This is a genomic window from Paenibacillus sp. CH40, assembly GCF_024213605.1.
In the GTDB taxonomy this organism is placed as follows: Bacteria; Bacillota; Bacilli; order Paenibacillales; family Paenibacillaceae; genus Paenibacillus; species Paenibacillus polymyxa_B.
Genome location: NZ_JANAVQ010000002.1, coordinates 37,875 through 62,067 on the forward strand (window position 1 = coordinate 37,875; position 24,193 = coordinate 62,067).

22 protein-coding genes are annotated in these 24,193 nt (G+C 45.5%); 3 read left to right on the plus strand and 19 right to left on the minus strand.

The window, feature by feature from the left end; all coding sequences use genetic code 11:
* Positions 1–13 precede the first annotated feature (13 nt).
* The 11 genes from NLX73_RS06635 to NLX73_RS06685 all read right to left on the minus strand — a co-directional run bounded on the left by NLX73_RS06635 (position 14) and on the right by NLX73_RS06685 (position 8,681).
* Complete coding sequence (locus tag NLX73_RS06635; protein WP_013310132.1) at positions 14–349, minus strand: YolD-like family protein; 336 nt, start codon at positions 347–349, stop codon at positions 14–16.
* Between the two features lie 12 nt (positions 350–361).
* Positions 362–556, minus strand: a complete 195-nt coding sequence (locus tag NLX73_RS06640; RefSeq protein WP_028542346.1) for a hypothetical protein — start codon at positions 554–556, stop codon at positions 362–364.
* Positions 557–660: 104 nt separating this feature from the next.
* Positions 661–1,149, minus strand: a complete 489-nt coding sequence (locus NLX73_RS06645; protein ID WP_039273324.1) for a hypothetical protein — start codon at positions 1,147–1,149, stop codon at positions 661–663.
* Positions 1,150–1,226: 77 nt separating this feature from the next.
* On the minus strand, positions 1,227–1,589 hold the full coding sequence (locus tag NLX73_RS06650; RefSeq protein ID WP_023988407.1) for a response regulator: 363 nt from the start codon (positions 1,587–1,589) through the stop codon (positions 1,227–1,229).
* A 333-nt stretch (positions 1,590–1,922) separates the two neighbouring features.
* Complete coding sequence (locus NLX73_RS06655) at positions 1,923–2,921, minus strand: metal ABC transporter substrate-binding protein (RefSeq protein WP_254325726.1); 999 nt, start codon at positions 2,919–2,921, stop codon at positions 1,923–1,925.
* A 55-nt stretch (positions 2,922–2,976) separates the two neighbouring features.
* Positions 2,977–3,825 carry a metal ABC transporter permease gene (locus NLX73_RS06660; protein ID WP_061831372.1) on the minus strand — a complete coding sequence of 283 codons (849 nt, stop codon included), beginning with the start codon at positions 3,823–3,825 and terminating at the stop codon, positions 2,977–2,979.
* Positions 3,771–4,478, minus strand: coding sequence for a metal ABC transporter ATP-binding protein (locus tag NLX73_RS06665; RefSeq protein WP_025724201.1), 708 nt, complete (start codon positions 4,476–4,478; stop codon positions 3,771–3,773). The genes NLX73_RS06660 and NLX73_RS06665 overlap by 55 nt, the downstream gene beginning before the upstream one ends.
* A 217-nt stretch (positions 4,479–4,695) precedes the next feature.
* Positions 4,696–5,718 (minus strand): ABC transporter substrate-binding protein, encoded by a 1,023-nt coding sequence (locus tag NLX73_RS06670; protein ID WP_254325727.1) that lies wholly within the window; start codon positions 5,716–5,718, stop codon positions 4,696–4,698.
* Between the two features lie 64 nt (positions 5,719–5,782).
* Positions 5,783–6,571: an ABC transporter ATP-binding protein gene (locus NLX73_RS06675; RefSeq protein ID WP_254325728.1), complete on the minus strand. Its 789-nt coding sequence runs from the start codon at positions 6,569–6,571 to the stop codon at positions 5,783–5,785.
* On the minus strand, positions 6,568–7,692 hold the full coding sequence (locus NLX73_RS06680) for a FecCD family ABC transporter permease (protein WP_254325729.1): 1,125 nt from the start codon (positions 7,690–7,692) through the stop codon (positions 6,568–6,570). Before NLX73_RS06680 ends, NLX73_RS06675 begins: the two co-directional genes overlap by 4 nt.
* Positions 7,689–8,681 carry a CobW family GTP-binding protein gene (locus NLX73_RS06685; RefSeq protein WP_254325730.1) on the minus strand — a complete coding sequence of 331 codons (993 nt, stop codon included), beginning with the start codon at positions 8,679–8,681 and terminating at the stop codon, positions 7,689–7,691. The genes NLX73_RS06680 and NLX73_RS06685 overlap by 4 nt, the downstream gene beginning before the upstream one ends.
* Positions 8,682–8,915: 234 nt before the next feature.
* Between NLX73_RS06685 and NLX73_RS06690 the strand changes: the two genes are divergently transcribed.
* Genes NLX73_RS06690 through NLX73_RS06700 form a run of 3 tightly spaced genes read left to right on the plus strand, consistent with a single transcriptional unit; the run spans position 8,916 to position 12,025 of the window.
* The gene (locus NLX73_RS06690; RefSeq protein WP_235308242.1) at positions 8,916–9,917 is read left to right on the plus strand and encodes a permease; all 1,002 of its coding nucleotides are present in this window, start codon (positions 8,916–8,918) and stop codon (positions 9,915–9,917) included.
* 8 nt (positions 9,918–9,925) lie between these two features.
* Positions 9,926–10,903, plus strand: a complete 978-nt coding sequence (locus tag NLX73_RS06695; RefSeq protein WP_254325731.1) for a TIGR03943 family putative permease subunit — start codon at positions 9,926–9,928, stop codon at positions 10,901–10,903.
* An 18-nt stretch (positions 10,904–10,921) separates the two neighbouring features.
* On the plus strand, positions 10,922–12,025 hold the full coding sequence (locus NLX73_RS06700) for a CobW family GTP-binding protein (RefSeq protein ID WP_250261505.1): 1,104 nt from the start codon (positions 10,922–10,924) through the stop codon (positions 12,023–12,025).
* Between the two features lie 229 nt (positions 12,026–12,254).
* On the opposite strand, the gene NLX73_RS06705 is transcribed toward NLX73_RS06700, so the two are convergent.
* From NLX73_RS06705 to NLX73_RS06740, 8 genes are all read right to left on the minus strand, one after another.
* Positions 12,255–16,826, minus strand: coding sequence for an S-layer homology domain-containing protein (locus tag NLX73_RS06705; RefSeq protein ID WP_254325732.1), 4,572 nt, complete (start codon positions 16,824–16,826; stop codon positions 12,255–12,257).
* A 26-nt stretch (positions 16,827–16,852) separates the two neighbouring features.
* On the minus strand, positions 16,853–19,732 hold the full coding sequence (locus NLX73_RS06710; RefSeq protein WP_254325733.1) for an S-layer homology domain-containing protein: 2,880 nt from the start codon (positions 19,730–19,732) through the stop codon (positions 16,853–16,855).
* 683 nt (positions 19,733–20,415) lie between these two features.
* The gene (locus tag NLX73_RS06715) at positions 20,416–20,661 is read right to left on the minus strand and encodes a type B 50S ribosomal protein L31 (RefSeq protein WP_013310118.1); all 246 of its coding nucleotides are present in this window, start codon (positions 20,659–20,661) and stop codon (positions 20,416–20,418) included.
* Positions 20,662–20,678: 17 nt separating this feature from the next.
* Positions 20,679–20,837: a hypothetical protein gene (locus NLX73_RS06720; protein ID WP_231109487.1), complete on the minus strand. Its 159-nt coding sequence runs from the start codon at positions 20,835–20,837 to the stop codon at positions 20,679–20,681.
* 332 nt (positions 20,838–21,169) lie between these two features.
* Positions 21,170–21,319, minus strand: a complete 150-nt coding sequence (rpmG, locus tag NLX73_RS06725; protein WP_007430271.1) for a 50S ribosomal protein L33 — start codon at positions 21,317–21,319, stop codon at positions 21,170–21,172.
* Positions 21,320–21,387: 68 nt separating this feature from the next.
* Positions 21,388–21,957, minus strand: a complete 570-nt coding sequence (locus NLX73_RS06730; protein WP_254325734.1) for a hypothetical protein — start codon at positions 21,955–21,957, stop codon at positions 21,388–21,390.
* Between the two features lie 80 nt (positions 21,958–22,037).
* Positions 22,038–23,420, minus strand: coding sequence for an MFS transporter (locus NLX73_RS06735; protein WP_061831361.1), 1,383 nt, complete (start codon positions 23,418–23,420; stop codon positions 22,038–22,040).
* A 92-nt stretch (positions 23,421–23,512) separates the two neighbouring features.
* On the minus strand, positions 23,513–23,980 hold the full coding sequence (locus tag NLX73_RS06740) for a MarR family winged helix-turn-helix transcriptional regulator (RefSeq protein ID WP_254325735.1): 468 nt from the start codon (positions 23,978–23,980) through the stop codon (positions 23,513–23,515).
* Positions 23,981–24,193: the final 213 nt, after the last annotated feature.

Consider the following 24,193-nt stretch of genomic DNA (forward strand, 5'->3'; position numbering starts at 1 on the left):
TAGTCAGACTTTTTTATATATCCGCCTCGATAATTTCCTCCAACTTAATCCAGCTAAAATCCTCCTCCCCACGGGACAGCTTCACTTCTCGCCGACTTGTATTAATCACCGTGACCAATCCACGAAGCTCTTCATCATCAAACGGGTTGAACACTTTGAGCGTAATAGGCTTCCGTTCGTTATAGGATACGATGATGGCCTGTTCAATCTGCTGCATTTCCTGATCGTCCAGTGCTGGCTTGCCGCGCCTTCCTTGCTCCTTCATCAGTCTTAAATATGCCTCCCGATGCTCAGGCAAAATCATGCGCGAGCTTTCCCATATGCCATTTCCTTCAAGCTTTTTTCCCATCATAAGCCCCTCCTATGCTGTTCTGGTTACCGGATGCCATGCCAATACATGATCTAATCGAAAAACACGTGGCTGGCCTGTCTGTAGACAGATGGCTCGTATCAAGCCATTCTGCACACGATGCACCTCGATACGCCGATGAGACAGCTTGCCCTTCCGATCCAAATACACGATTTCCACGATCTGCCCCACGTATTTTTCCAACATGATCCTTCACTCCTTATCAGAACGTTTGTTTGTATTATATGCGAACATGCGTTTGATTATCAATGTAAAAAAATCCCCTGAGGGATTTGACTCTCTCAAGGGAATTAAAATTCATAGGTGGATAGCTTAATATCTTCTTTATTCAAATCTTTCAGCGGATAGACAGGGCCATTCCAATAAGTCAGAATATCAATCGGCTCATTAGTACCATGTTCTTTTAAAGAAAGAGATAATTCAAGTAATAAATGTGGAAGTTGATAAGAGCTTGTTAAAAACTGATATTCCTCTGGACTTTCACAATCTTCTGCTCGATAGAAGACAAAGTATCCCTCGGTATGATCCCCAATGAGTACAATATAACGAGCAAGAAACATAATTTCGCCATTGGCAAAAGGAATGGAATGTGTCGAAGCAGAGATCAAATCAGTCTCTAATCCCTCAATACGAAGGGTAAGTTCATTGTTAAGAGCATCCATTCTTTCTCTTTGTTCACTGATGAGGTGTTCATAATTTACAGGGACAAGCCCTCCATTCTTGATCGTAGCGATCAATTCGTCTATAAATACTTTTTGAGACAACACTCGATTGCTCATCCTATTCATCTCCATATTCGTGAAAATAAGCATGGAATTCTCGCTTTAACATGTTATGTATTAAAAATCTTGATTCATTAACTCCCCAGCATTTTTGTGACTGCATTCACGACCCTTTCCATCTCAAATGGTTTAACAATAAAGTCTTTTGCACCTGCCTGAAATGCTTTTATAATCGCTTCCTGCTGCCCCAAAGCAGAACACATCAAAATGTTGGCTTGAGGATCAAGCTCTACAATCTTTTTAACAGCCTCAAGTCCGTCCATCTTAGGCATATTAATATCCATGGTGATTAAATCGGGACGAAAGTGTGCGTATTTCAAAACAGCATCATACCCATTTTCTGCTTCCGCGATAACAGCGTGACCTAAATCCAAAAGAATATCCTTAAGCACAGAACGCATAAATAAAGAGTCATCCACTACTATAACTGTTGCCAAATTAACCTCTCCAATCCGTTGTCAAATGATATTGCACGCCCAAACTTCAATATCGGTGAATAAACTAGTAATATTAATAGAAAGAATCTGTAAAAATAAAAACGCTACCAATGAATTATAAAAGAAATTTGAAACTAGCTACTACAGCATTAGTTTTCAAAAAAACGTTTCACAATGACGTAAATCTTTCCTGTAAAGCAAATTACAAAGCACTATATATCTACTGTATCTAGAGCACTAGCCAAAAAAGTACAATCTTCTTAGACAGACATAAAAAAAGACGCTGGTATCGTTCCCCAACGTCATTTTTTGTACTATTCGTTTAAGGTCTGTTTATTCATTCAAGGCTTTTTTCAAAGCCTCCAGATTGTTTTTCATCACACCAAGGTAATCCAGGTTCTTCTGTTTGTCTTCATCTGTCAACCCTTCAAGCGGATTCAGTACATCGGTTTTTGAACCGATTTCAGTAGCTACGGTCTCAGCGACCTTCGGATCAACAAGAGTTTCAAAGAAAATCGTTTTAACATTATTTTCTTTGGCAAATTTGATAATACCCGCCAGCTTGTCCGGTGTAGGCTCTTGCTCTGGAGATAAACCGGCAATGGGTACTTGGGTTAGACCGTATTGCTTAGCCAAATAGCTAAAAGCAGCATGCTGCGTAATAAAGTCTTTACGTTTTACATCTTTCAGACCCGTTTTGAACTCGGTATCCAATTCTTTCAGCTTAGCGATATAAGCATCGGCGTTTTTCTCATAGTCTGCTTTGTTTGCAGGATCGGCTTTTACAAGCCCTGCTTCTATAGCTTCTACTTCTTTTTGAGCTAAGACCGGATCAAGCCATACATGAGGGTCCAGCACATGATTGTGATCATGGCCTTCCTCTGCATGTACTTCTTCTCCTTCTTCCTCCTCAGCAGATCCTTCCATCAGGTTCAACCCTTTGCTTGCTTCCACTACTACACGCTTGTCATTGGACGCGCTGCTCAAAGCCTGTTCTGCCCAGCCTTCGACGATCCCGTTATACACAAACACGTCAGCATCCTTAACCTGTGCCATATCTTTGGCGCTTGGCTCCCAGTCATGCGGTTCAGCACCGGCAGGAATCAACGCAGTTACATTAGCATGATCTCCGGCTACTTGCTTGGTAAATTCATACATTGGATAAAACGTGGTGACCACATTCAGCTTCTTACCACTGTCTGCTGTTTGTGCCGCATTCGGCTCGGTTTGGGAAGCATTTGTAGCTGCATTATCAGATTTGGCTCCGCAGCCAGATAAAATAAGTGCTAGTCCCGCAGACAATACAAATGATTTTTTGAACCATGTATTCATATTCATTACTCCTTTATGTGTTAGATTTTTTAGTTAATTCTCACTGTAATTACACTCACTGGCCTGTCGCATTCTTCCGCCGTGAAGCCTGTTGCTTGCCCAGCTTACGGACCAGCTTTTGAATACCAGCTCCTACAATCAGGAATAATAACAGCACCATGGCAATCGTCCCCCCTGGGGGTGTACTGAGTTCATATGATGCCGTTAAACCCATAAATACGCCGATCAACGCAGTGACCATAGATATCCAGATGGCTGCCGCGAAGCTCGGTGCAATTCGAATCGCCAGCGCCGCAGGGAGCACGATGAGTGAGGAGACAAGCAGCACACCGACAATCGGCATTGCAGCAGCTACAATCATCCCTGTTAAAATACTAAATGCAAATGAAATGGACTTGACAGGAAGACCATTGGTCTTCGCCGTTTCTTCATCAAAGGTAATCTGATACAAAGGACGCCGGAATACAAAAAAGAAAATACCTCCGATCACAGCCACTACAATCATCAACATCAGCTCTGTCTGATTGACCGCTACGACCGAGCCGAACAAATAAGCGGAAAACCCCTTGTTGATGCTCTGATTCAGATTCATTAAAATAACGGCCGTCGAGAGGCCACCTACCATAATAATAGCCACAGATATCTCACTATATGTTTTATAAGACCTGCGGACGTATTCAACGATAATCGCGCCGATTACGGCAACAACAAATCCGGTTATCGTCGGGTTAATGCCTAAATAGGCACCCGCTGCCACCCCTGCCAGCGATACATGCGATAGCATGTCCGCCATGAGAGCCTGACGCCGCAGCATCAGGTATACTCCAAGCACCGAGGCCAGCAGTGCAATTACCCCACCGGCACAAAATGCCCGCTGCATGAAGTCGTAGTGCAGCATTTCCATCCGCCATCTTCCTTCCTTTCAAGCTCAATAATTCGATCCAGATAATGTTGTACTTCCGATAGTCCATGCGTCACCATGACCACGGTTCTTCCATATTCCTTAACCTGCTGATTCATCAGATCGTAGAAATGATGGCGGCTTTCCTGATCCATGCCGGTCGTGGGCTCATCCAAAATGAGCAAATCCGATTCCTGAGCGAGCGCTCTCGCCACACAAATGCGTTGCTTCTGTCCACCGGACAATTCGCCGATTTTACGATGACGCAAATCCCACATGCCTACCTGACGCAGCGCCTGCTCAGTCAGATCATGATCCTCAGACCGCATACGGCGTAACCAAGAGCCATGAGTATATCTTCCTGAACGGACAAATTCCAAAATCGTACTTGGAAATCCGCCATTGAAAGCAGCAATTTGTTGGGATACAAAGCCGACAACGAGCTTTTTGCCTTCACCTGTACGGTTAGACATAAACACCTTGCCCTTCCAAGGCTGAAGCAAGCCGAGCAATAGTTTGAGCATGGTTGATTTGGAAGCACCATTCGGTCCGGTAATAGCCACAAATTCTCCCGAAAAAATTTCAACATTGGCATCCACCAAGTTAGGAACATCTCCGTAGCCAAATGTGACCTGTTCCAATGAGGCCAATAACATGACGCAAATCTCCTTTTCCTTTAAAAAGCCTGGAGCCATCTGAGCGATCATCATTTGCGCAGATTCTCCAGGTCGTTTATGATCATTAAACCATCTACCGTAATTATTACGATTTGGTAATAAAAAAATAAGCGTTTGATAAACGTAACCTTTACGCATTAGCAAGTTTAACAGTTTAGGCAAGGTTCGTCAATGTTTTGGCAACTCTTTTGTTTGTTTACTTCATTTTGTCCGGGTACAAGCCTTCAGCCAAGGTTTTCAGTGCAATCGGTGCACGTACACCTTCAGCCGCCGCGGATAATGGCAGGACTATAAACCGTTTGTTTTTGATCGCTTCCACACCAGCCAGCGCAGGCTTGCTCAGGAGCAGCTTCTCTTTATCAGCCAGTGAAGTATCACCATAGTCGAGGATGACGATCATATCAGGGTTACGGTTCACAACCTCTTCCCAGCTTACCTCGGTAAAACTTTTGTCGATATCATCAAAAATATTTTTCGCCTTCACACTTTCAATCAAGGACGTTAGATAATTGTTGGCAGCCGTAAAGGGCTTGTCTTCTCCGCTGTCATAAACAAACACCTTGGGTGCCTGCTCAACAGTACCAATTTGAGTCTGAATGGACTTCACTTGTTCACGAATGTCATTTACCAGCTTTTCTGCACGCTCCTCAACCCTGAAAATACGCCCAATATTTAGTATATCCTGATATACATCTTCTAATATGGGACCCGGCTTGTTTGAGGACTCCTGTACATAGGTCAGCACCCCTTGTTTGGCTAGCTCCTCACGGGAACCCAGATTTTTATCATTAAAGGCACTCTTCCAGCCTGCATAGGCAAAATCCGGTGCAGCGGCCATAAACACCTCTTTGGACGGATATTGTTCGGCCAGTACCGGGATTTTGTCATATTGAGCCTTATATTTCGGTAAAATCTGATCATCCAAATACGCAGTTCCTACCATAGAGGATTCCAGTCCAAGAGCCAGCATAACCTCAGTCGCGTGCTGGTTCAGTGTAACCGCGCGTTTGGGCGCCTCGGGAAATGTCATTTTAACGCCCATGTTCTCAAGCTCTACCGACGTCTTATTGGTTGCCGATTGCGATGCGGCAGGTTGCTGCCTGTTTGCCGATGGATCGCTTGTTTGAGCCGTGTTTCCTGCTGCGCAGGCTGATAACAACAGCATCATCGCCAAAACGAGCATAACCAGCGGTAACGCGGGCTTGCTATATTTTTTCATATGTACCGTCTCCTCTTTTATTTGTAGTTTATCTTACCTCATCATATCACCTTTTCTGTTAGCGTCATGGATAGCCTCCTCTCCTGAGAGAATCCGGTAAAAAGGTAATATTCGGCTTCCCGGTTTTTGGATGAATACAGATTTCTGTCTCCACCCCGAATACACTCCACAGCAGGTCCGGCTGAAGCACATCCTCCGTTATGCCGGAGGCTACCACTTTGCCTTCTTTTAATACATACATTCGATCACAATAAAATGCAGCCAAATTCAAATCATGTAGTGCAGCTAGCGTAGTTATCCGAAGTGTTTTGACCAAATCCAGAATTTGCAGCTGATACCGGATGTCCAGATGATTTGTTGGCTCATCCAAAACAAGAAATTTCGCCTGCCCGGCCAAAGCTCTGGCGATCAATACCCGTTGCTTTTCGCCGCCAGACAAGGTGGCAAAGCCCTGATCCGCCTGAGCATTCATGCCTACCCGCTCCAGCGCCTGCTCGACCAATTCATGATCGGCGACAGTATCTGCTTCCAGCAGTTTCTTATGCGGATGGCGACCCATCAGGACGATGTCCCGTACTGAAAAATCAAACGTTTGCGGCGCATCCTGACTCACCACTGCCATTTGTCGGGCCGTTTCTTTATACTTCATCCGCAGCATATCCTGGCCATCCAACGTAACCAAACCACTGTCAGGCTTTAGCACACGATACATATTTTTGAGCAACGTCGATTTCCCGCTGCCATTCGGACCAATCAATCCAACCAGCTCCCCTGCTTTTACCTGGAGACAGATGCCGTCGATCAGCCGTTTGTCGTGAATACTGAAGGTCACGCTTTCGACTTCTATATTCATTTTTCGCCTCCAAACGAGTAGGAACTACGACGCAGAAGCCACACAAAAAAGGGTCCTCCGCACACAGCCGTTACAATACCAATCGGCAGCTCCTGTGGAGCCAGCACGAGCCGGGCACATACATCAGCCCACACGACAAAAATAGCTCCCGCCAACAGACTGACGGGCAGTACACGCCGATGATCTGATCCCACTATCAGCCTAACGATGTGCGGAATCATTAGTCCGACAAAGCCAATCGAGCCACTAACTGATACGACTGCCCCGGTTAAAAGAGACGCCACAACAACCAGTAATACGCGGAACGTCTGTACGTTCACACCTAGCGTTACTGCGGTTTCTTCACCCGTTAGCAAAGCATTCAGCGAACGGTATCGGGTCAGGAGGACTACCGTTCCAAAGGCTACAATGAGGCTTGGAATGAAAAGCGTGTCCCATTGAGCACCTGCCAGACTTCCCATCATCCAATACATCGCGTCACGAATGCCTTTTTCATTCGGGGCCATCGTAACGATAAAGCTAGTTACAGCCGACAGCATCATGGACACCGCCACTCCTGCCAGCAATAAGCGGGTCGTCGATATGCTCCCAGCCACACGGGCTAACGCGAACACCATAAGCATTGCAGTTAACGAGCCTATAAAAGCAGATAAAGGCAGCGCAAATCGTCCTAAAAATCCGAAAGCTCCGAACACAATTACCAATGTGGCTGTCACCGAAGCCCCAGACGAGACTCCTAAAATATAGGGGTCCGCTAACGAATTACGAATTAATGCCTGTATAGTCGCCCCTGTAACAGCAAGTCCTGCTCCTACGACAACACCTAGCAGCACGCGTGGAAAGCGGATTTCCCAAACGATATATTGCTCAGGCTTGGTCCATGTCACGGGTATCCACTGGTCCAGCCAGGGAAGATGAGACAGTGCAATTCGCCATATCGTCCCCGGTGCGACAGCTACAGGACCGAGCATGACTGCGAGTGTCACCGAAAGCAACAGCCCAGCAGTCAGCAGCAGAATTGTTGTAAATCCCCAAGTAGACTTGCCAGCTAGGTGTGCGCGAGAATTATGTTGTGATGGATTAGGTCTTGATGGATTAAGGTTGCTCTTTCTCGAAGTCATGAACTACTACTCAATGGCTTTTCGGCCGCTTCCAACTTTCTCAATTGTTCCTCGATCTCGGAAGCAGAGAAATTCTCACCCATGACAACCGCTACATCGTTCACTGGCTTTTGCGGGCGGATCGGAATGATTTCCAGCTCCCGATAGGCAAACTGAAACATCATCTGACCCTCTGATTCCAGAAACCGCACAATTCCTTTGGCCCGGTATATTTCAGCTGGCAAACTGCGGAACAACTGTTCAAACTCGGAGCGCGGAACAGGTTGTCCAAAGAAATGCGTGTGAACCACTACGTGGTCGTAGGAATGATAATGCTCCCCATGTTCGTCGTCATGGGCGTGGTCATGGTGATCATGAGACTGATGGTCAACGTCCATACGCTCCTCTCCTTGAGTGGAGAAAAAAATACCCGCGTCTACGTCACTTCGTTGCGTACTCACAGTCAGAGCATATGGATTTAACTCTTTTACGAGGGCCTGTACTTTCTGCAACTCGCCCGCAGCCAATAAATCGGTCTTGTTAATAATCAGTTTGGAAGCGCACCGAAGCTGATCCTGCATCAAACGAAGCGACTTGCCTCTCTCGTTCCCCGAGGCAAAATCCAGAAATTGACGCGCGTCTATGACCGTGATAACGGATTGTAATATCATAGAAGAATAGATGGAGGCGTCTGTCACTGCATCTACAATTTCCATCGGGTTAGCTACTCCAGTACATTCTACAATAATCACGTCCGGCTTATATTCCTCAGCAAGATTCATGAGCTCGACGCCCAAATCCCCGCGAATAGTACAGCATATACAACCACTGAGCATTTCCTTCATGGGTGCTTGGCCATTCACCAAACTGCCGTCCAGATTAACATCACCCAACTCATTCATCAAAATAGCTGGCTTGAGGCCCTTCTCCTTGTAGTAAGCCAGCGCCTGCTGAAGAAGAGTGGTTTTACCGCTACCCAAAAAACCGGATAAAACAACTATCGGTATCATATAACCCCTCCTTGTCTTTACAACATTTAATATGGATCGTACCGTAAAAGTTTCCTTCTTGCAATCATTTATCGGATTTTAATCGTAATAATTACTAACAACAAACATAAATATATATGACCACTCTTTGAATTGTCAATATAGGAGGTGAGACAAGCACAATCCAGCGGGCATGATTGTCCCTCTACAGACATAGGATGTAGATAAGAACCCTTATTCCCAAGGAGACGTGGAATGAAAAACAGTACGCTGTTGAAGATGCTGCCTTTTATGATTCCGTTTGCCTTTCTCATCCCTGTGCTTGTCACGCTATCTCCCCAGTGGCTTCGTTTGTTGGATATGGGCCAGCTGCAACCGTTAAAAACGGTATTTATGGGTATTTTTCTGGAAGCTGTTCCGTTTCTCCTTATCGGTGTACTCGTCTCATCCCTTTTGCAGTGGCTTGTACCGGAGACATGGATTCGCAAAATAGCGCCTGCGCATCCTGTACCGGGTGTCCTGCTGGCCTCCTTACTAGGTATGCTGTTTCCCATCTGTGAATGCGGCATGATCCCTGTCGTTCGCCAATTAATGCTCAAGGGAATGCCTGCCTATATGGGTATCACTTTTATTTTAAGCGGGCCCATTATCAATCCCGTGGTACTGGCTGCGACGATGATGGCTTTCCCTTCCCATCCCGAGGTCACTGCCGTTCGAATGGGTTTGGCTTTTGCCGTCTCCGCGATCATCGGGCTGATCGTGTATGCCTTTGTGCGAGTGCATCCGCTCAAACGGTCGTTGCTCTCTTTTAACCAGCAAAAGCAGAACAATCAGACTCATCGGCATAGTCGCACATGGCGGGGCTTTTTTGTACATGCTGGTGACGAGTTTTTGGACATGAGTAAATATCTCACTATCGGCGCATTATTAACAGCCTGCATCCAAACCTTCATCCCACGTGATGAGATGCTTTCGTTAAGCAACGGAACGGTCGGATCGTACGCCTTTATGATGGGTTTTGCCTACATACTGTCGCTATGTTCCACCTCCGATGCCTTTGTAGCCACTGCTTTTTCACACACCTTTACACTAGGTCCGCTGGCAGCCTTTCTTGTACTCGGCCCGATGCTAGACTTCAAAGGCACGCTCATGCTGCTAAGCACCTTCCGCACTAAATTTGTCGCCATCCTGGGCTTGCTCATTGTTTCACTCGTCCTCGTGGGTTCTATAGCTGCAGAATGGTTATTGGGGAGGTGAATACAACCGTGAATTCAACCTTTAGCATCCGCTGGCAATATGGTATGCGCTCCTTGCTCCTAATCGGATTGGCTGTGTACATTATCTCATTAAACCGTACGAATGCACTTCATTACTACCTAGCTCCCCATATGCAAAAGCTGCTCCTACTCTGTCCTGTACCACTCTTGTTCATCGCATTGGCGATGGCATGGCACGGAATCATCGGAGAACGGGACGGTGAGGATGTATGTGATTGTGAGCATCCGTTGCCGCAAAGCTGGTTCAAAAAAACACTCGTATATGGAATGCTGCTCATCCCGCTCCTGTTCGGTTCTCTGCTGCCCAATCAGGCACTTGGTAGTGATATGGCCGCCAAAAAAGGCATGTCCTTCACGTATCCCAACCCGGATATCCGACGAAAAACAGATATACAGACCACAAAAGCATCCACCTCCTCCCTTTTATCAACTGCATCTTCTGTCCCAACTTCGCCCCCTCCAGAGGGAAAATGGAGTCAGGAAGCGCTGGATAAGCTGTTCGTTCCGCCTGACAAGTACAATGTAGAATTCGCCGAGCTGGCGAAACGCCTGTATCAGCAACCTATCATACAGATCAAGCCGGAGATTTTCTCCGAAACTATTGGCGCCATTGAGTTATATAAACAAGCTTTTGAAGGAAAAAAAGTACAGGTGACTGGCTTTGTCTATAAAGACGACAACCTGCCGGGTAAAGGCCTATTTGCAGTAGGAAGATTCCTCGTCATGTGCTGTACTGCCGATGCCATGCCATTCGGGATCATCGTCCAATCCCAGAAGGCCCCGTCCTTTGACAAGGATACCTGGGTGACCATTGAAGGAACACTGCATGCCACACAAAAGGGCAACGTTCCGGTACTTGAAATTCGATCCGAAAAAATAACCGCTGTCGAGCAGCCAGAATCCCCTTATGTCTATACCCAAGCAGACTCGGTAGCTACCTTTGATCGCTTGAACACAGCACACTAAACCCACCAAGGAGGAAAAATGATGAATAAAGTTCCTGTTATTTTAATCAGTGGTTTTCTTGGAAGCGGCAAAACAACACTACTTTTGCGCCTATTAGCCCATACTCGCCAAATTCCCCTTCGTGCTGCTGTTTTAATGAACGAAATGGGTGAATATGATGTAGACAGCGCTATAATTTCAGAGGAAATGCCTGACGTAACAGTAGAAGGATTGCTAGAAGGCTGCATTTGTTGCAGCAAAAGAAATGAGCTGGCAGGGGCTCTGCATACCCTGCTCAGCCAGAAGCCAGACCTGATCTTCATGGAAACCACCGGGGTAGCCAACCCCGAACAAGTACTGGAGGAGCTTCGCTCCCCTCTACTGGCAGATCGGCTTTATCTGGTTCACAGCATCAGTGTTGTGGATGCTGAGCTGTTCCATGAATACAATAGCCGCTTTACGGCTGATAAAGAACTGGTTCGCACCCTGCACGGACAACTGCGCACCGCAGACTTTATTGTGGTGAACAAGACGGATGCAGCAAGTAGCCGTGAAGTGACGAAGGTCGTCAAGAGCATCCGCAAGCTCAACGATACGGCCAAGCTGCAAACTACTGAATATAGCCGGATTGACCTTGAACCACTACTAGAGCCTGTTCTGGCCTCCGCATCCGTTGCCGCGAAACCCATACAGACACTTCAACCTGCACCTGCACAAGTCCAGTCCACCGATGCAGGTGTACCGTCCGTTTCCATTCCCGTCAAAAGTATCGGAAGCACCAGTAGTGTCTCCAGAAGTACGGCTTTCAAAGTTATTGCGGCACACAGTCATAACCACGATCCTAAGCAGCCTCATTCGTTCTCCCGTCTGGAGAGCTTAACGCTGCATCAATATTCTCCTCAGCCACTCGAAAAACAACGATTGGAAAACTTTTTGACCGGGTTAGGTTCCTCGTTGCTTCGTGCGAAAGGTTATTGCGTGCTTCCTCAGGAAGGTACAATGCTTTTGCAATTTTCAGGAAATCACTTGGAGTGGCAGCCTACTGCACTTCCTGTGAGCCAGGGATATGTTACACTCATTGGAGAACAGCTTGACAAAGCCTCCATTACCGACCAATGGGAACAGTGCTTCGTGTCGCTGTAATCGACATATTCGGCTCGTAATGATAAAAATTCCCTTTGGTATGGTATGTACCTTATAGGATGCCATGTTGAAAGATTGGGAATAAAAAAAGCTGTCGAGAATGTCTCGACAGCTTGAGTACCACTATGCAGAGTTATACATTAATTGCTTGGCGACATCCTACTCTCCCGGGACCCTTCGCCCCAAGTACCATCGGCGCTGGAGGGCTTCCCGTTAATTCAACAAAATGTTATGGAGTATGATGACTAAAATATTGAAGCGTTCCGGTTGGATAAGAGTTCCACTCTCCTGGAAGATTATAAGAGGAGGAACCGGACTTAATCCCCGATTTTCGGATAATAGTGCCATTATTCGGCATAAATTGCGTTTTTCCGTTAGGATCACCTAAGACGTCGATCGTTACGCCGTTCTTTTTCAGGACATAGCCTGTCGTTACATTTGTATTCGTTTCTAGTAACATCAATTCATCATTATAGTATGTCGCAGAAACGATATCGAAAAAGTCATAAAAGATGGAATCGATATATATATAAGGCATGCCTTTCCAAAACGAATTAATAGGCTGGCTCCACACCTTGGGAGTATTTGTAGCTAAATTGTATTGATGAATCTCAAGTGAGTATCCTGCATTTTCTATAGGTTTAGAAGTATCTCCTACCGGATTGTAAAACAGCTCAATAGCAGTACGGGTTTTATCCACAGATAGATACTGGGAAAAATATAGATCCTCCGGTCCTTGAGGATTTGAGGTCACTTGGAATACAGCGGCAGATCCGTTCGCCCCGATTACCCAGAAGTATTGAAAAATATCCCCGTTCCATGTCCAAACCGTCCCATTAAGAGGGATTGGCCCAGTAAAGGTAGAATCTGCCGTACCCGAATAGATTTTAAATGAAGTTTCACCCGGGAACACTGTTGACATGTCATAAGTAATCGGATCTTTGACCCCTTGCTTGGTTCGGATTTGAACAATTCCATTCGTCGCCAGAGGAGCATTCGTTACCTGAAAATTATAGGTGGCTGTTCCGCCATGCCCGTCATTCGCAGTAATCGTTACCTTGGTACTTCCTGCCTGATTACCTGGAGTAAGAGTCAACGTTGATCCGTTAACCTCTGCATTTACCATACCGGTTGATTCAACAGTAGAAGTAAACGTCAAGGCATCCCCGTTAGCATCACTGAACAATTGAGATAGGTCGTAGCTTCTTGCATTCGTAACTCCTGCAGTCAACACTTGTTCATAAATGGTCGCATCTACTTGAGGCGGCTGATTAGAAGATGGGTTAGACGAACCGGATGATTGGACACTGACCTGGAAGGTGGTTGAAGTTTCCCCTCCGCGGCCATCCATAACCTTGATTTCTATGATTGTCGTCCCTGCACTTAGTGCCTGAATTTCCAATTGAGCTCCAGTGATTTCCGCCGAAGCAACGGACGGATCAGAAGAGGTTGCCTTAAAGGTCAACGTATCCCCATCAGGATCAGTAAAAACGGAACCTAAATTGAGTGAGTAGACCGCACCACCTACAGTAAGCGACTGGTCGGCAGGTTTAGTTTCTACTGGATACTGATTCTGTGGAGGTCCAGCCGTGACGGTGGTTTTGAAAGTTTCGATCACTTTCCCTCCCCAGCTATCTGTTGCTTTGATCGATACCGATGTACTACCGATCGTTAACGGTGTAAGAGTAAGCATATCTCCATAAACGGCAGCCGTCACAACAGTCGGGTCAGAAATGCTATGAACATCGTAAGTTAAAACATCGCTATCAGGACTGGAAAAGAAATCATTTAAGGACAATTGAATATCGCCTGTATTTATTTCTTTCATCTGATCCGGAATCCCTGTGGAAATCGGGGATTCATTGACGGTAACATCAAAATCAGTAGTGACCTCGCCCCCGCGGCCATCTTTTGCTTTAAGCTGAATCGTTGCTGTTCCTGAGGAAACTGCATGGACCGTGGCTATGTATCCGTTAACGGATACAACAGCAACTGACGAATCCGAAGATTCTGCCAAAACGTCCACAGGGTCGCCATCGGGATCGTGGAATACCGAAGATAAATCCAGGATATAATCCACATCGCCTAGATTCAGTGTCTGATTACCCGGCTTCTGGTCTATAACCGGATTTTGGTTAGATACAGCCGTTACTTCTATTTGAAACGACTGGCTTGTGCTACCTCCATGGCCATCAGATGCCTTAACAGATACTGATGTGCTGCCAATTTTTAACGGTGTAATGGTAAGCGTGTCCCCATTTAGCACTGCAGTCGCAACCGAAGAATCGGAAATATCAATGCTGTATGATAATGAATCCTTCTCATGGTCGGTAAAGAAGTCGTTTAAAGATAATTGAATGTCGTCTGAATTGATTTGTTTCGTCTGATCCGGAATTCGCAAGGATACCGGAGGTTCATTAATGGTAATATCAAAATCGGTCTTAACCTCGCCTCCAAGGCCATTTGCCGCTTTTAGCTGGATGTTTGCTGTTCCTGAGGAAACCGCATGAACTGTGGCCTGGTTTCCGTTAACGGAGACCGTCGCAATGGATAGATCCGAGGATTCTGCCGAGATGATTAGTGGATTGCTGTCCGAATCAAGGAACACCGGAGATAAATCCAGGATGTAGTCCGCATCGCCCACAGTGAGCGTTTGGTTGCCAGGCTTCTGATTTACAACCGGATTTTGATTAGGTACTGCAGTTACAACCAATTGAAACGACTGGCTTGCGCTGCCTCCCCGACCATCGGATGCCTTGACGGTAACTTGGGCATGTCCTACAGCTGCCGGAGTTAATACCAATTGATCACCCGTCAGGGTAAAGGTAGCAATGGAAGGATCATCGATTGCAACCTCATAAGTCATAGGATCATTTTCAGAATCCGTAAAAAACGATCCTAAAGATAAGGTTACGTCGCCGCTCCCCAACTGTTCGTTTTGATCGGGGATACTCAATGAAACAGGAGATTCATTGACACGGACCTTGAAATTCGTTCCCGCTTTTTTCCCGGCCTGGTCATCTGCAGCGATCGTAATGGTCGCAGTCCCTTTGCCAACAGCCTTGATAAACAGGTTTGTTCCCTCTACTCGGACTGTACTGATTTTTGTACTAGACGACACTGCCGTATATTTGAGGTCGGACTGCTCCTCGTCCGTAAAATGTCCAAGTAAGTCAATCTGAAGTTCAGAATCGCCCACCGTTACGGCTTGATCGTCATATTTGGTCACTAACTTCGGTGCTGTATTGGTCACAACCGTAGAACGCGAGCTACCAGAAGAAGTTGTAGTGACTCCAGTGACTCCTGATACCGTCGAAGAAGACACACCTACTGCAAATGAAGTATTCGTGACTTGGCTGGAGGAGCTTACACTAATATTTGCTGCAGAGTTATTTACTTGTAAATTTGAAATAGTTCCAGCTACCTCCAGACTGACCGGAGAGGAACTGTTCACAGCCAATGTATTAATGGAGGCCTGGCCTGTCAGAGCTACGGGCTGGTCACTGTTGACCGACAATTGCTTAATAATCCCCTGCAACTCTACTTGCTTGGCACCGGTAAGAACATTCAACTGCTGTATCGTTGAGGATGAATCATTTTCAATCGTTGCATTGGAAATCAACGACATTTGATCCACCGTCGAATTTCCTTGAATGACTACGTGGACATCCTGTTTGGATACCTCGACATCCTGCAGCTCAGATGTGTTAAACAATACGGTGTTCTGGTCACCACCCTGAATATATGTTTTTCCTTGTACCGTAAATTTAGAGGCATAGAAATCATGTTCAAGGCTTGACGTAACTGTAAAACTATTTTTGACATTCAAATTCATAACCGAAATGTAATCACCGTCAATAGTTAAATCTCCGTCAATCGAGGAGTTATGACCATCTAATACAAGATTGCCGCTGAATTCGGAAGCTTGCCCTATCGGAGCTTGCCCGCTCGCATGGATGACCAGTTTGGTGATCGATTCAATGGTCCGCTGTGATGCTACAAATTGAATATCTGCTCCTTTGAGAATCTCTTGGTTAGAGGTTTGCAGGATTTCTTTAACTGAATCCGAGAGTTTATATTCAATCCCGTTAATCCAGGCCTTTCCATCCTCTACTTTTTGGAGTTGGACTACATGGTCCTTAGGGAAAAAGGTAGACATCATATACTGGGCTATATCTTGGCGCTGAACGGACGATTTAGGTTTGAAACCGGACTGATCCGTCTTCATGGAGCCCGACTGTAAAGCCGTATTAACGTAAGGCCGTGCCCACGGACTGACCCGATTCCAATCAGTAAGTTTAGCAGACTCCGTGGCGTCAGCTGTAATAGGAAGCCCGGCGGCCCGCATAAGCAGAACCGCAGCCTCCTCTCTGGTAACTGCCGCTTTGGGCCTGAATTTGGAGCCGTCGTCTCCATTCATGAGTCCTGCACGATGTACAGCCTCAATATAGGGACTCGACCAACTTTTCGGTTCTACATCCGAGAAACTGCTGCTTGCTGCTTTAGAAATAGAGAGTTGCAGAGCTTGAGTTAATAGAACCGCCATTTCTTGACGGGTCAACAAATCCGTTGGCCGATAGGATCCAGATGGGTCACCATGCAGAAGTCCAGCTTCAATGGCTCGCAGGATGTTTGTCTTTTGCTCTGAAGCAATATTATTGATGTCTTTAAAAGGCAGACTGGCCAGAGCTGCTCCGTTTGATGCACTGCTGGCAGCAGATGCAATCGTCTGCAAAGCCGTTGGAGCAACAAGTGCAGCCAAGGCTAATGTAATCAGCCATTTATTGGGTTTAGAACTCATGATGTTTCCTCTATTCTTTTTATTCATTATGGTGCCTCACTACTAAAGATGCCGATATTATCCGTATAATCGGTTCCTTCATCAAACCATTCACTTGCCTCGTAGTCTGCATTTCCATGGGTAACATCGGATTGTCTAGCTAAAGTGGTATGAGGCTGAAACACTGCCGTATCAATCAACTGATTATCGTAATAAAGCGATAAAGTAACAGGCGCTGAATCATCGTTATAAAATCCCATGTCTGTGAAGTAATCTACATGCGCATCACCAAAATACATGGTATCTCCTATCACGAAAGTAGCTCCACCTGGAATAAAAGCACCAGCGTCTTGACTTATTTCGATCGAATTTCCACTATCACTGCGTTCAATTCTAATTTTTGAAGCATCCAATCCCTCAGAACCCGCATTATAAAGCTCAATAATTTGCATCATAGAGTCGCTCTCCCCCCATGCCAACTCGGAGAAGAAAAGTCCCTTCTTTTCTCCAGCAGTGACTTGGAAGATCGTTTGAACGGTCCCCCCCTTCCCATCATCTGCGGTAACTGTGACTGTAGCACTTCCCACTGCAAGCGGAGTAATACTCAGTTGGTCGCCTGTAACGGAAACCGTTGCTACGCTAGGGTCCGATGAATCAGCGGAATATGTCAGCAGGTCCAAATCTTCATCTGCAAAAGTTGAAGCAAGTCCAATAGTTGTGTCCACAGCACCTGCTTCTGTAGAAACATCATTAATCGTGCTTTGAACAACAGGAGCGTGATTAGCAGCAGGTGGAGGGGTCACCGTTAGAGTGAAATTCGTATCCACTGTACCCCCGTTTCCGTCATCTGCTGTAACCGTAATCGTGACCGTACCCGCGTTCACTGGCGTAATTTTCAGATCGTTTCCGTTTACCGCTGCTGTTGCCACGCCCGTATCCGTCGAGGTTGCCGTGTACATCAGCGCGTCGCTGTCTTCATCTGCAAACACACTCGCAAGGCTCACCGTTTTAACTCCATCCGCGACCCCTGTCGTTACATTGCGGATCGACGTTTCCACCGTCGGCGCATGATTCACGGCTTCTGGGATCACCGGCGTAACCGTTACGTTGAACTGCGTATCCACCGTGCCGCCCTTGCCGTCATCTGCCGTTACTGTAATCGTGACCGTACCCGCGTTCACTGGCGTAATTTTCAGATCGCTTCCGTTTACCGCTGCTGTTGCCACTCCCGTATCTGTCGAGGTTGCCGTGTATGTCAGCGCGTCGCTGTCTTCATCTGCAAACACACTCGCAAGGCTCACCGTCTTAACTCCATCCGCGGCCCCTGTCGTTACATTGCTGATCGACGTTTCCACCGTCGGCGCATGGTTCACGGCTTCCGGGATCACCGGCGTGATCATCACGTTGAACTGGCTGTTTATGGTCCCGCCTTTGCCGTCGTTCGCCGTAACCGTGATCGTGGCTGTGCCGGCGTTCACCGGCGTGAGAGTCAGCTGACTTCCATTCACCGATACTGTCGCTACGTTCGTTGCTGAAGATTTTGCTGTGTAGGTCAGTGTGTCTCCATCAGCATCAGCAAAACTATTTGCCAGATTAATCTTTTTAGGCTCATCTGCTGTACTTAACGTAATATCAGTAAACCCGGTAGTAACGCCTGGCGCATGGTTAGTCACTGAATTTGTCGAAGTAGTTTTTCCTCCTCCAGACGAAAATGTCACGCTACTGGACGTAATTGTAGTCGTTTCTTGAACCGTTCCGTCAGCGGACTGAATTTGTCCAATCTGCTTTTGTACTTCGCTGTAATTTTGGATAACTTGTGAAACGGATGCATCTTTAGGCAGCTTAATCGTTTCAACTTTAAAATTCGGGTTCAAGGTCACTTTAGCGTTTGCGTTGGCAACTTGAAGCTCCCCGATTGTTCCGGTTCCTTTAATAGAAATACCATGGCCGGAATTCACATTAAGATGGTTTACGTTTCCATTCAGCTGGATATTAGAAACACCGTCATTAAGCTCGATTACTCCTTTGATATCCCCTTTAATCTGAACACCATCACCTAAAATTCGAAGCAGGCTGCTTTCCGGTAGACCATTGGTGTTTAACACAACATCTTTTTGCACGATTTCTAATTGTTGCAGCCCGTCCACATTACGATTGCGCGAATTAAACTTTAATTTAGCTCCTTTTAGCGCATCTTTATTGGAGTTTCCGATTAACTCTTTCAAATTCCCCTCTATTAAATAAGGAACATTATCGATTGTTACAATGTCCCCATCAATGCTATTGATCGTAGCTGTTTGCTCTTGAGATTTGAAAATATCCAGCAGGAAAGGAGCAATATCCTCCCTTTTTACTTCACCGGTGGGATTGAGCTTGCTGTCATGAATGTCAATTAAACCCAGGCGAAGTGCTGTATCTACCGATCCAGCCGCCCATTGGCTTACCAAGGACTGATCTTTGGGTAAAATGCTTGATCCGCCCTCTGCATTAACCCCTCCGACTGCACGAACAAACACAGCTGCCAGCTCTTCACGGGTAACAGGATCGTTCGGACGGAAGTTTCCTAATCCATCCCCGGATAGAAACCCGGCTTTTTGTGCGGCTTCTATATATGGGGCAGCAAATTGTTTACTTTGCACATCTTTAAAAGTAGAAGAACTCGAAATAGGGTCCAATTTTAAGGCTCTGACCAATAATACTGCGAGTTCCTGACGAGTTAATGTTGCTGCAGGGCGAAAAGTTCCATGAGGATCTCCCGATAAAAGCCCTTGGCGTACAGCTTCTTGGATGGCCGCCATTTTATCACTCGTCACATAGGATGTATCTGAAAACAAATTATTGGTAGGCGTTGCAGCGTAAGTAGAAGTACCAAACGCCGCCTGAAGAGCAACAAGAGCGGCTGCCCACTTAAGTGAATAAACTTTCAATGGTTCTACCTCCTAATTTACTTTTGAGTAAAACGACCCTATTCGATCTTCGAAATGTTTCTACATAATTCAAAGATAATAAAGCTTATTCACTGTATTTACCGATAAAAATGTGTTTATATTAATCTTTTATTCATATATTTGTCGAAAATAAGTGATTTATGTCGTTTTCAATTAATATACATGAAACCACTGAACCAATTCTGAACAAAAGCTTATCTATAATGATGCCTAGTTGTATCAAGTCTCTAACTATATCCTTCAAATAACTTATTTCCGCAAATGATTTATCGGAACCCTCCCTTAATCGCGACTCTTGTGCTAAAAAAAAAATAATCGCAGGCTAGATACCTGCGATTATTTTTAAATTAAGACAGCCTATGCGAAGTATAGAATTACGTTTTAAAATGATTAGTTGCCAAGATTAGCAATGCCGCTACTGAATATCTTAAAACGTTATATTCGTATCTTTTTTTCATCATAGCCCTCGTCGACTATTGTTCAGCTTCATTTAGCATTAAAAAAAGCAGCAGCTTCATGGACTGTTCCAGAAGAGTGTTAAATTCGAGACTTGAAAATACATTTGTTATTCGCGTTGTTTCGGATGTAACTATCCGTAAAAAATAAAAAAGCTAGGTTTACGAATTATTGGCATAATCCGTAAACCTAGCTCTCGACGAGTCTTACTTAAGGTTATATTTTTTGTTAAAGCGATCCACACGGCCACCGATATCCACGTTTCTTTGTTTACCAGTGAAGAACGGGTGGGAAGCGGAGCTAGTATCTACACGGATAACTGGGTATGTGTTGCCATCTTCCCATTCCATCGTTTCTTGCGAATATTTAGTGGAAGCACTCAGGAAAGTAAATCCACAGCTAGGGTCCAAAAAGATAACTTTGTTCAATGTTGGATGAATATCTTTTTTCATTAGTTTCACCTAATCTTTCATGTAGTTTTAGTTTCAAACTCAAACGTACTGGCGCAATACTCCATCAGTTGGCAAAAGGAACGGTTATGTCCCAGAAAAAAAGACGACAGATCATAACGGTTGCGCTCAAGCTCGTAAACGACAAGCAAACGATGCCGCATATACGCATCGCCCATTGCACGAACGCTCCGGATCTTTCGTCAGCCTTCATCGTTATATAAGCATATAGTGAATGGTCCTCCGGCTCGTCCCAAATGCTGACACCAGCACAGGAGAACTCGGTAGCCACGTGCTTTCGATTCAAAAGGCAAAGCGTACCATGTAGCTCGGCATCTATCATACAGCCTTGAAAAAAAGCCGTTTTCTTAGGTGCAAGCTTTAACTTTGGACGCTCTGTCCACTGGACTAATTCAAGTTTTCGCCGGTTCCATAACGCAGGCTTTTGCAAACTTAACAGGCTTCGCTCAGGAAGCAGAATCATTCAGGTTGCTATGCAGCAAACCTCAAATTATCTAGTTTCACGATGGATCGTGTACTTTTTCAGACGCGGAGAGTATTTTTTCATTTCAAGACGCTCCGGATGATTTCTTTTGTTCTTGGTTGTTGTATAGTTGCGATCACCGGATTCGGTGCATGCCAAGGTAACAATTACGCGCATTTCTCTTCCTCCTTAATTGGAATACATGGTATACAATTACAATAGTAATTTTTACGATTAGTTCTATTCTATAATTCATGCTCCGCTTTGTCAACCTTAGAGTCACGGTTTGTCGCTTCTTCGACCGTGTTCCAGCGATTACGGTACTGTGCAAGCTTCGGATGAAGTTCCTGGGGTGCGCTCGAAAGCACCAATCTGACATTTCTAATCCATTCTCCAAACGATGCATAGGAAGCGCACAAATTTGCAGTTTCAGGACTCATGTACAAAAAAAGTGGGGTCGTATACTTTTCCGCCAAAAAACGGATGGCTGCTTCAATCGGCGTATACTTTTTACGCTTACCTTCCCAGTTCTCAATCACAACAGCACTCAAAGCCTGCTCCCGCTGCCACTCTCCCAGCTCGTCCACCCGCTTGTAATACGAACGTACCGGCTGCTTCCACATTCTTCTGACGGTTTCTTCATGTAGCGGATACAACACCAGCTTTGTAAAAGATAATACAGCCCCCGTTTCGGCAAAAAGCTCCAGCTCTCTGGCTGTAATCTGCTCGAACGTATCATAGTAGACCATGGTCCCTTTATGCGTCTCGATCGGAGGCTCATAACCATAGGGTACATATTGAAGGTTTCTTGTCATGCCGGACACTCCGTCCTTCCATAGATGAACTTTTCCTTCTATATTATACCCTTGTTTTGGCATGAGTTTACATCAAATGTTTATCCTTGCTCAACAGCAGGCGTATTACGGCGTGAACCCCTTCGGAATTGCAACGCATAAAGTCCCATCGTCACAAGCGCAATCAGTGCAAGCACCGTAAAAATATTGCTAAAATTGAATACCTGCACATTAGATACGACAGGATTCAAATGAAAGGACGACGAACTATCCAGCGTTTTGCCCAAAATACTTGTCGTGATCGCCCCGGCAATGAAATTCAGCAGAGATAGCAGCCCCATTCCAACACCAATCTGGTCTTTCGACAAGGTACGAGAAATCGTGTTGGACATGGCAATTTGCATGAAGGTCTGACCTACGTTTCCGAAAATAAGCAAAAATAAAATCAGATACGGAGAGGCACCCACAAATGTAGACAAGCTGATAAAACAGATAAACAAAAGCGATACAGCTGTATAGACGAGAAACGAATTTCCTTTGCTATCCGCCAAACGCCCTCCTCTTTTACCCAATAGAGCCGAAGCAATAGCAGCCGGAAACATAACCAGTCCAATTATTGCCGGCGTGAGCTGATTGAGACTGTTCAGAAACTGCGGTGCCAAGTACGGCAATCCAAAGCTAATCCCCGTCCCTAAAAAAGCGATAAGGAGCCCGTATGAATATTGCTTGTTACGGAACAGCTTCGGCTGGATGAATGGATCATGCGCAGTGTTAATGCGCCATATAAACAGTGCGAATAACACCACACCGACCAGAAAAAACATCATATTGGTTTGCGAAATCGAAAGTAATAAGAAGGCTACTGTTCCACCCAGCAATAATCCGCCAAGAAAATCGAACTTCTGATCTTCTCCACGCTGATCGTCCAAATATTTACGAAAGAACGGTAATGCGATCAGTGGCAGCATGGAAATGACGAACAAAAAACGCCAGCTTGCAAAGCCTGTGATCAAACCGGAAATAATCGGAGCCAGTGCAGTACCTAACGCCAAGCCGATTGCTGTGACGCCCAAAGCACGTCCCCTTTTTTCAGCCGAGAAATAACGGACTGGGACGATCATAGCAGTTGCCGGAATAACAGCAGCCCCTGCAGCCTGAAGCAAACGAGCTACAATGAGCATCCAAAATTGATTGGCCAACAGTCCAATAAGCGAACCCAGTGCAAAAAAGATAATCCCAAACGTCAGCAAATCCTTAAGACGATATTTATCTGCCAATTTGCCGTAGGTCACCGAGCCAACTGCATACACGATCATATAGCCAGTCAGCAACCAACTTACATCGGAAGCACTAATATGAAACTCCTCTCGAATCACAGGCATAACGACATTAAACATAAAAGCGTTCATCACTGAAAAAACAAGTGTGAAAGCTAGCACTCGCATAAGCTTATCCGCATTGGGATAAGTTTGTTCATTTATCATTTGGTTGTCTCCCTCTCCTGTAAACCTCTTATCTAAGATCATATTTCACTGTTTTTGATACCCCTACCCGGGCAAATTCTCTATATATCCGCTCAAACGCGGGTGTCCGCAGGGTGGTAGTCGCGGAGAATTTTTTTAAGCAGGCCGCGCAGCGTCTCCGATTCTCCTACAGATAATGTTTCACCTACCGAGCTTTTAATTGCCTCAATAGTACGTTCAGCTACTTTGTGAATCTCTAAGCCTTCCTCAGTCAAATAGATTTGCTTCATTCGTGCATCTTCCGGGTGACTTTTGCGTATTGCCCAGTTTTTCTTAACGATCCCGTTAACCAGGCTGGTAACGCTTGATTTATCAATAAGCAATAGCCTTTCCAAATCCGTATTGGTGACTCCAGGCGAGACCGCCAGTATATAGAGCGTCTGCGATTGTGGGGAGGTGAGTCCCAAAGGGCGCAGTGCCGTTTCAATTTCGCGCCGGATAGTAGTGAAAATCCATTTAATTAAATACATCGTGCTCTCTTCCTCACAAGGAAGACAAACGGGATACACCTCACTTCCCATCTCACTACGAACCTCCATATCCATCTAAATTTAATAGTTTGAATTCCAACTAATTTTAATCAGCTGCCTACTTGGTGTCAATACTTTCGTAAAATAATGCTTTACTAGATAAGATGAATTTCAAATTACGAATTCATTCTTTATGGAAATTTATGTATAGTAAAAGACGAGCCCTTGAAGGAAGCCCGTCTTTTACTTTATTTCTGTTTTATA

Bases quoted from the DNA above. Each gene is read 5' to 3' on its own strand.
- NLX73_RS06690 (WP_235308242.1), top strand. From the start codon at position 8,916: ATGAAAAACAGTACGCTGTTGAAGATGCTGCCTTTTATGATTCCGTTT.
- NLX73_RS06705 (WP_254325732.1), bottom strand. From the start codon at position 16,826: ATGAGTTCTAAACCCAATAAATGGCTGATTACATTAGCCTTGGCTGCA.
- NLX73_RS06740 (WP_254325735.1), bottom strand. From the start codon at position 23,980: ATGGGAAGTGAGGTGTATCCCGTTTGTCTTCCTTGTGAGGAAGAGAGC.
- NLX73_RS06700 (WP_250261505.1), top strand. From the start codon at position 10,922: ATGATGAATAAAGTTCCTGTTATTTTAATCAGTGGTTTTCTTGGAAGC.
- NLX73_RS06720 (WP_231109487.1), bottom strand. From the start codon at position 20,837: ATGGGCGATGCGTATATGCGGCATCGTTTGCTTGTCGTTTACGAGCTT.
- NLX73_RS06660 (WP_061831372.1), bottom strand. From the start codon at position 3,825: ATGGAAATGCTGCACTACGACTTCATGCAGCGGGCATTTTGTGCCGGT.
- NLX73_RS06675 (WP_254325728.1), bottom strand. From the start codon at position 6,571: ATGAATATAGAAGTCGAAAGCGTGACCTTCAGTATTCACGACAAACGG.
- NLX73_RS06680 (WP_254325729.1), bottom strand. From the start codon at position 7,692: ATGACTTCGAGAAAGAGCAACCTTAATCCATCAAGACCTAATCCATCA.
- NLX73_RS06730 (WP_254325734.1), bottom strand. From the start codon at position 21,957: ATGACAAGAAACCTTCAATATGTACCCTATGGTTATGAGCCTCCGATC.
- NLX73_RS06645 (WP_039273324.1), bottom strand. From the start codon at position 1,149: ATGAGCAATCGAGTGTTGTCTCAAAAAGTATTTATAGACGAATTGATC.
- rpmG (WP_007430271.1), bottom strand. From the start codon at position 21,319: ATGCGCGTAATTGTTACCTTGGCATGCACCGAATCCGGTGATCGCAAC.
- NLX73_RS06685 (WP_254325730.1), bottom strand. From the start codon at position 8,681: ATGATACCGATAGTTGTTTTATCCGGTTTTTTGGGTAGCGGTAAAACC.
- NLX73_RS06670 (WP_254325727.1), bottom strand. From the start codon at position 5,718: ATGAAAAAATATAGCAAGCCCGCGTTACCGCTGGTTATGCTCGTTTTG.
- NLX73_RS06735 (WP_061831361.1), bottom strand. From the start codon at position 23,420: ATGATAAATGAACAAACTTATCCCAATGCGGATAAGCTTATGCGAGTG.
- NLX73_RS06715 (WP_013310118.1), bottom strand. From the start codon at position 20,661: ATGAAAAAAGATATTCATCCAACATTGAACAAAGTTATCTTTTTGGAC.
- NLX73_RS06635 (WP_013310132.1), bottom strand. From the start codon at position 349: ATGGGAAAAAAGCTTGAAGGAAATGGCATATGGGAAAGCTCGCGCATG.
- NLX73_RS06665 (WP_025724201.1), bottom strand. From the start codon at position 4,478: ATGTTATTGGCCTCATTGGAACAGGTCACATTTGGCTACGGAGATGTT.
- NLX73_RS06640 (WP_028542346.1), bottom strand. From the start codon at position 556: ATGTTGGAAAAATACGTGGGGCAGATCGTGGAAATCGTGTATTTGGAT.
- NLX73_RS06655 (WP_254325726.1), bottom strand. From the start codon at position 2,921: ATGAATACATGGTTCAAAAAATCATTTGTATTGTCTGCGGGACTAGCA.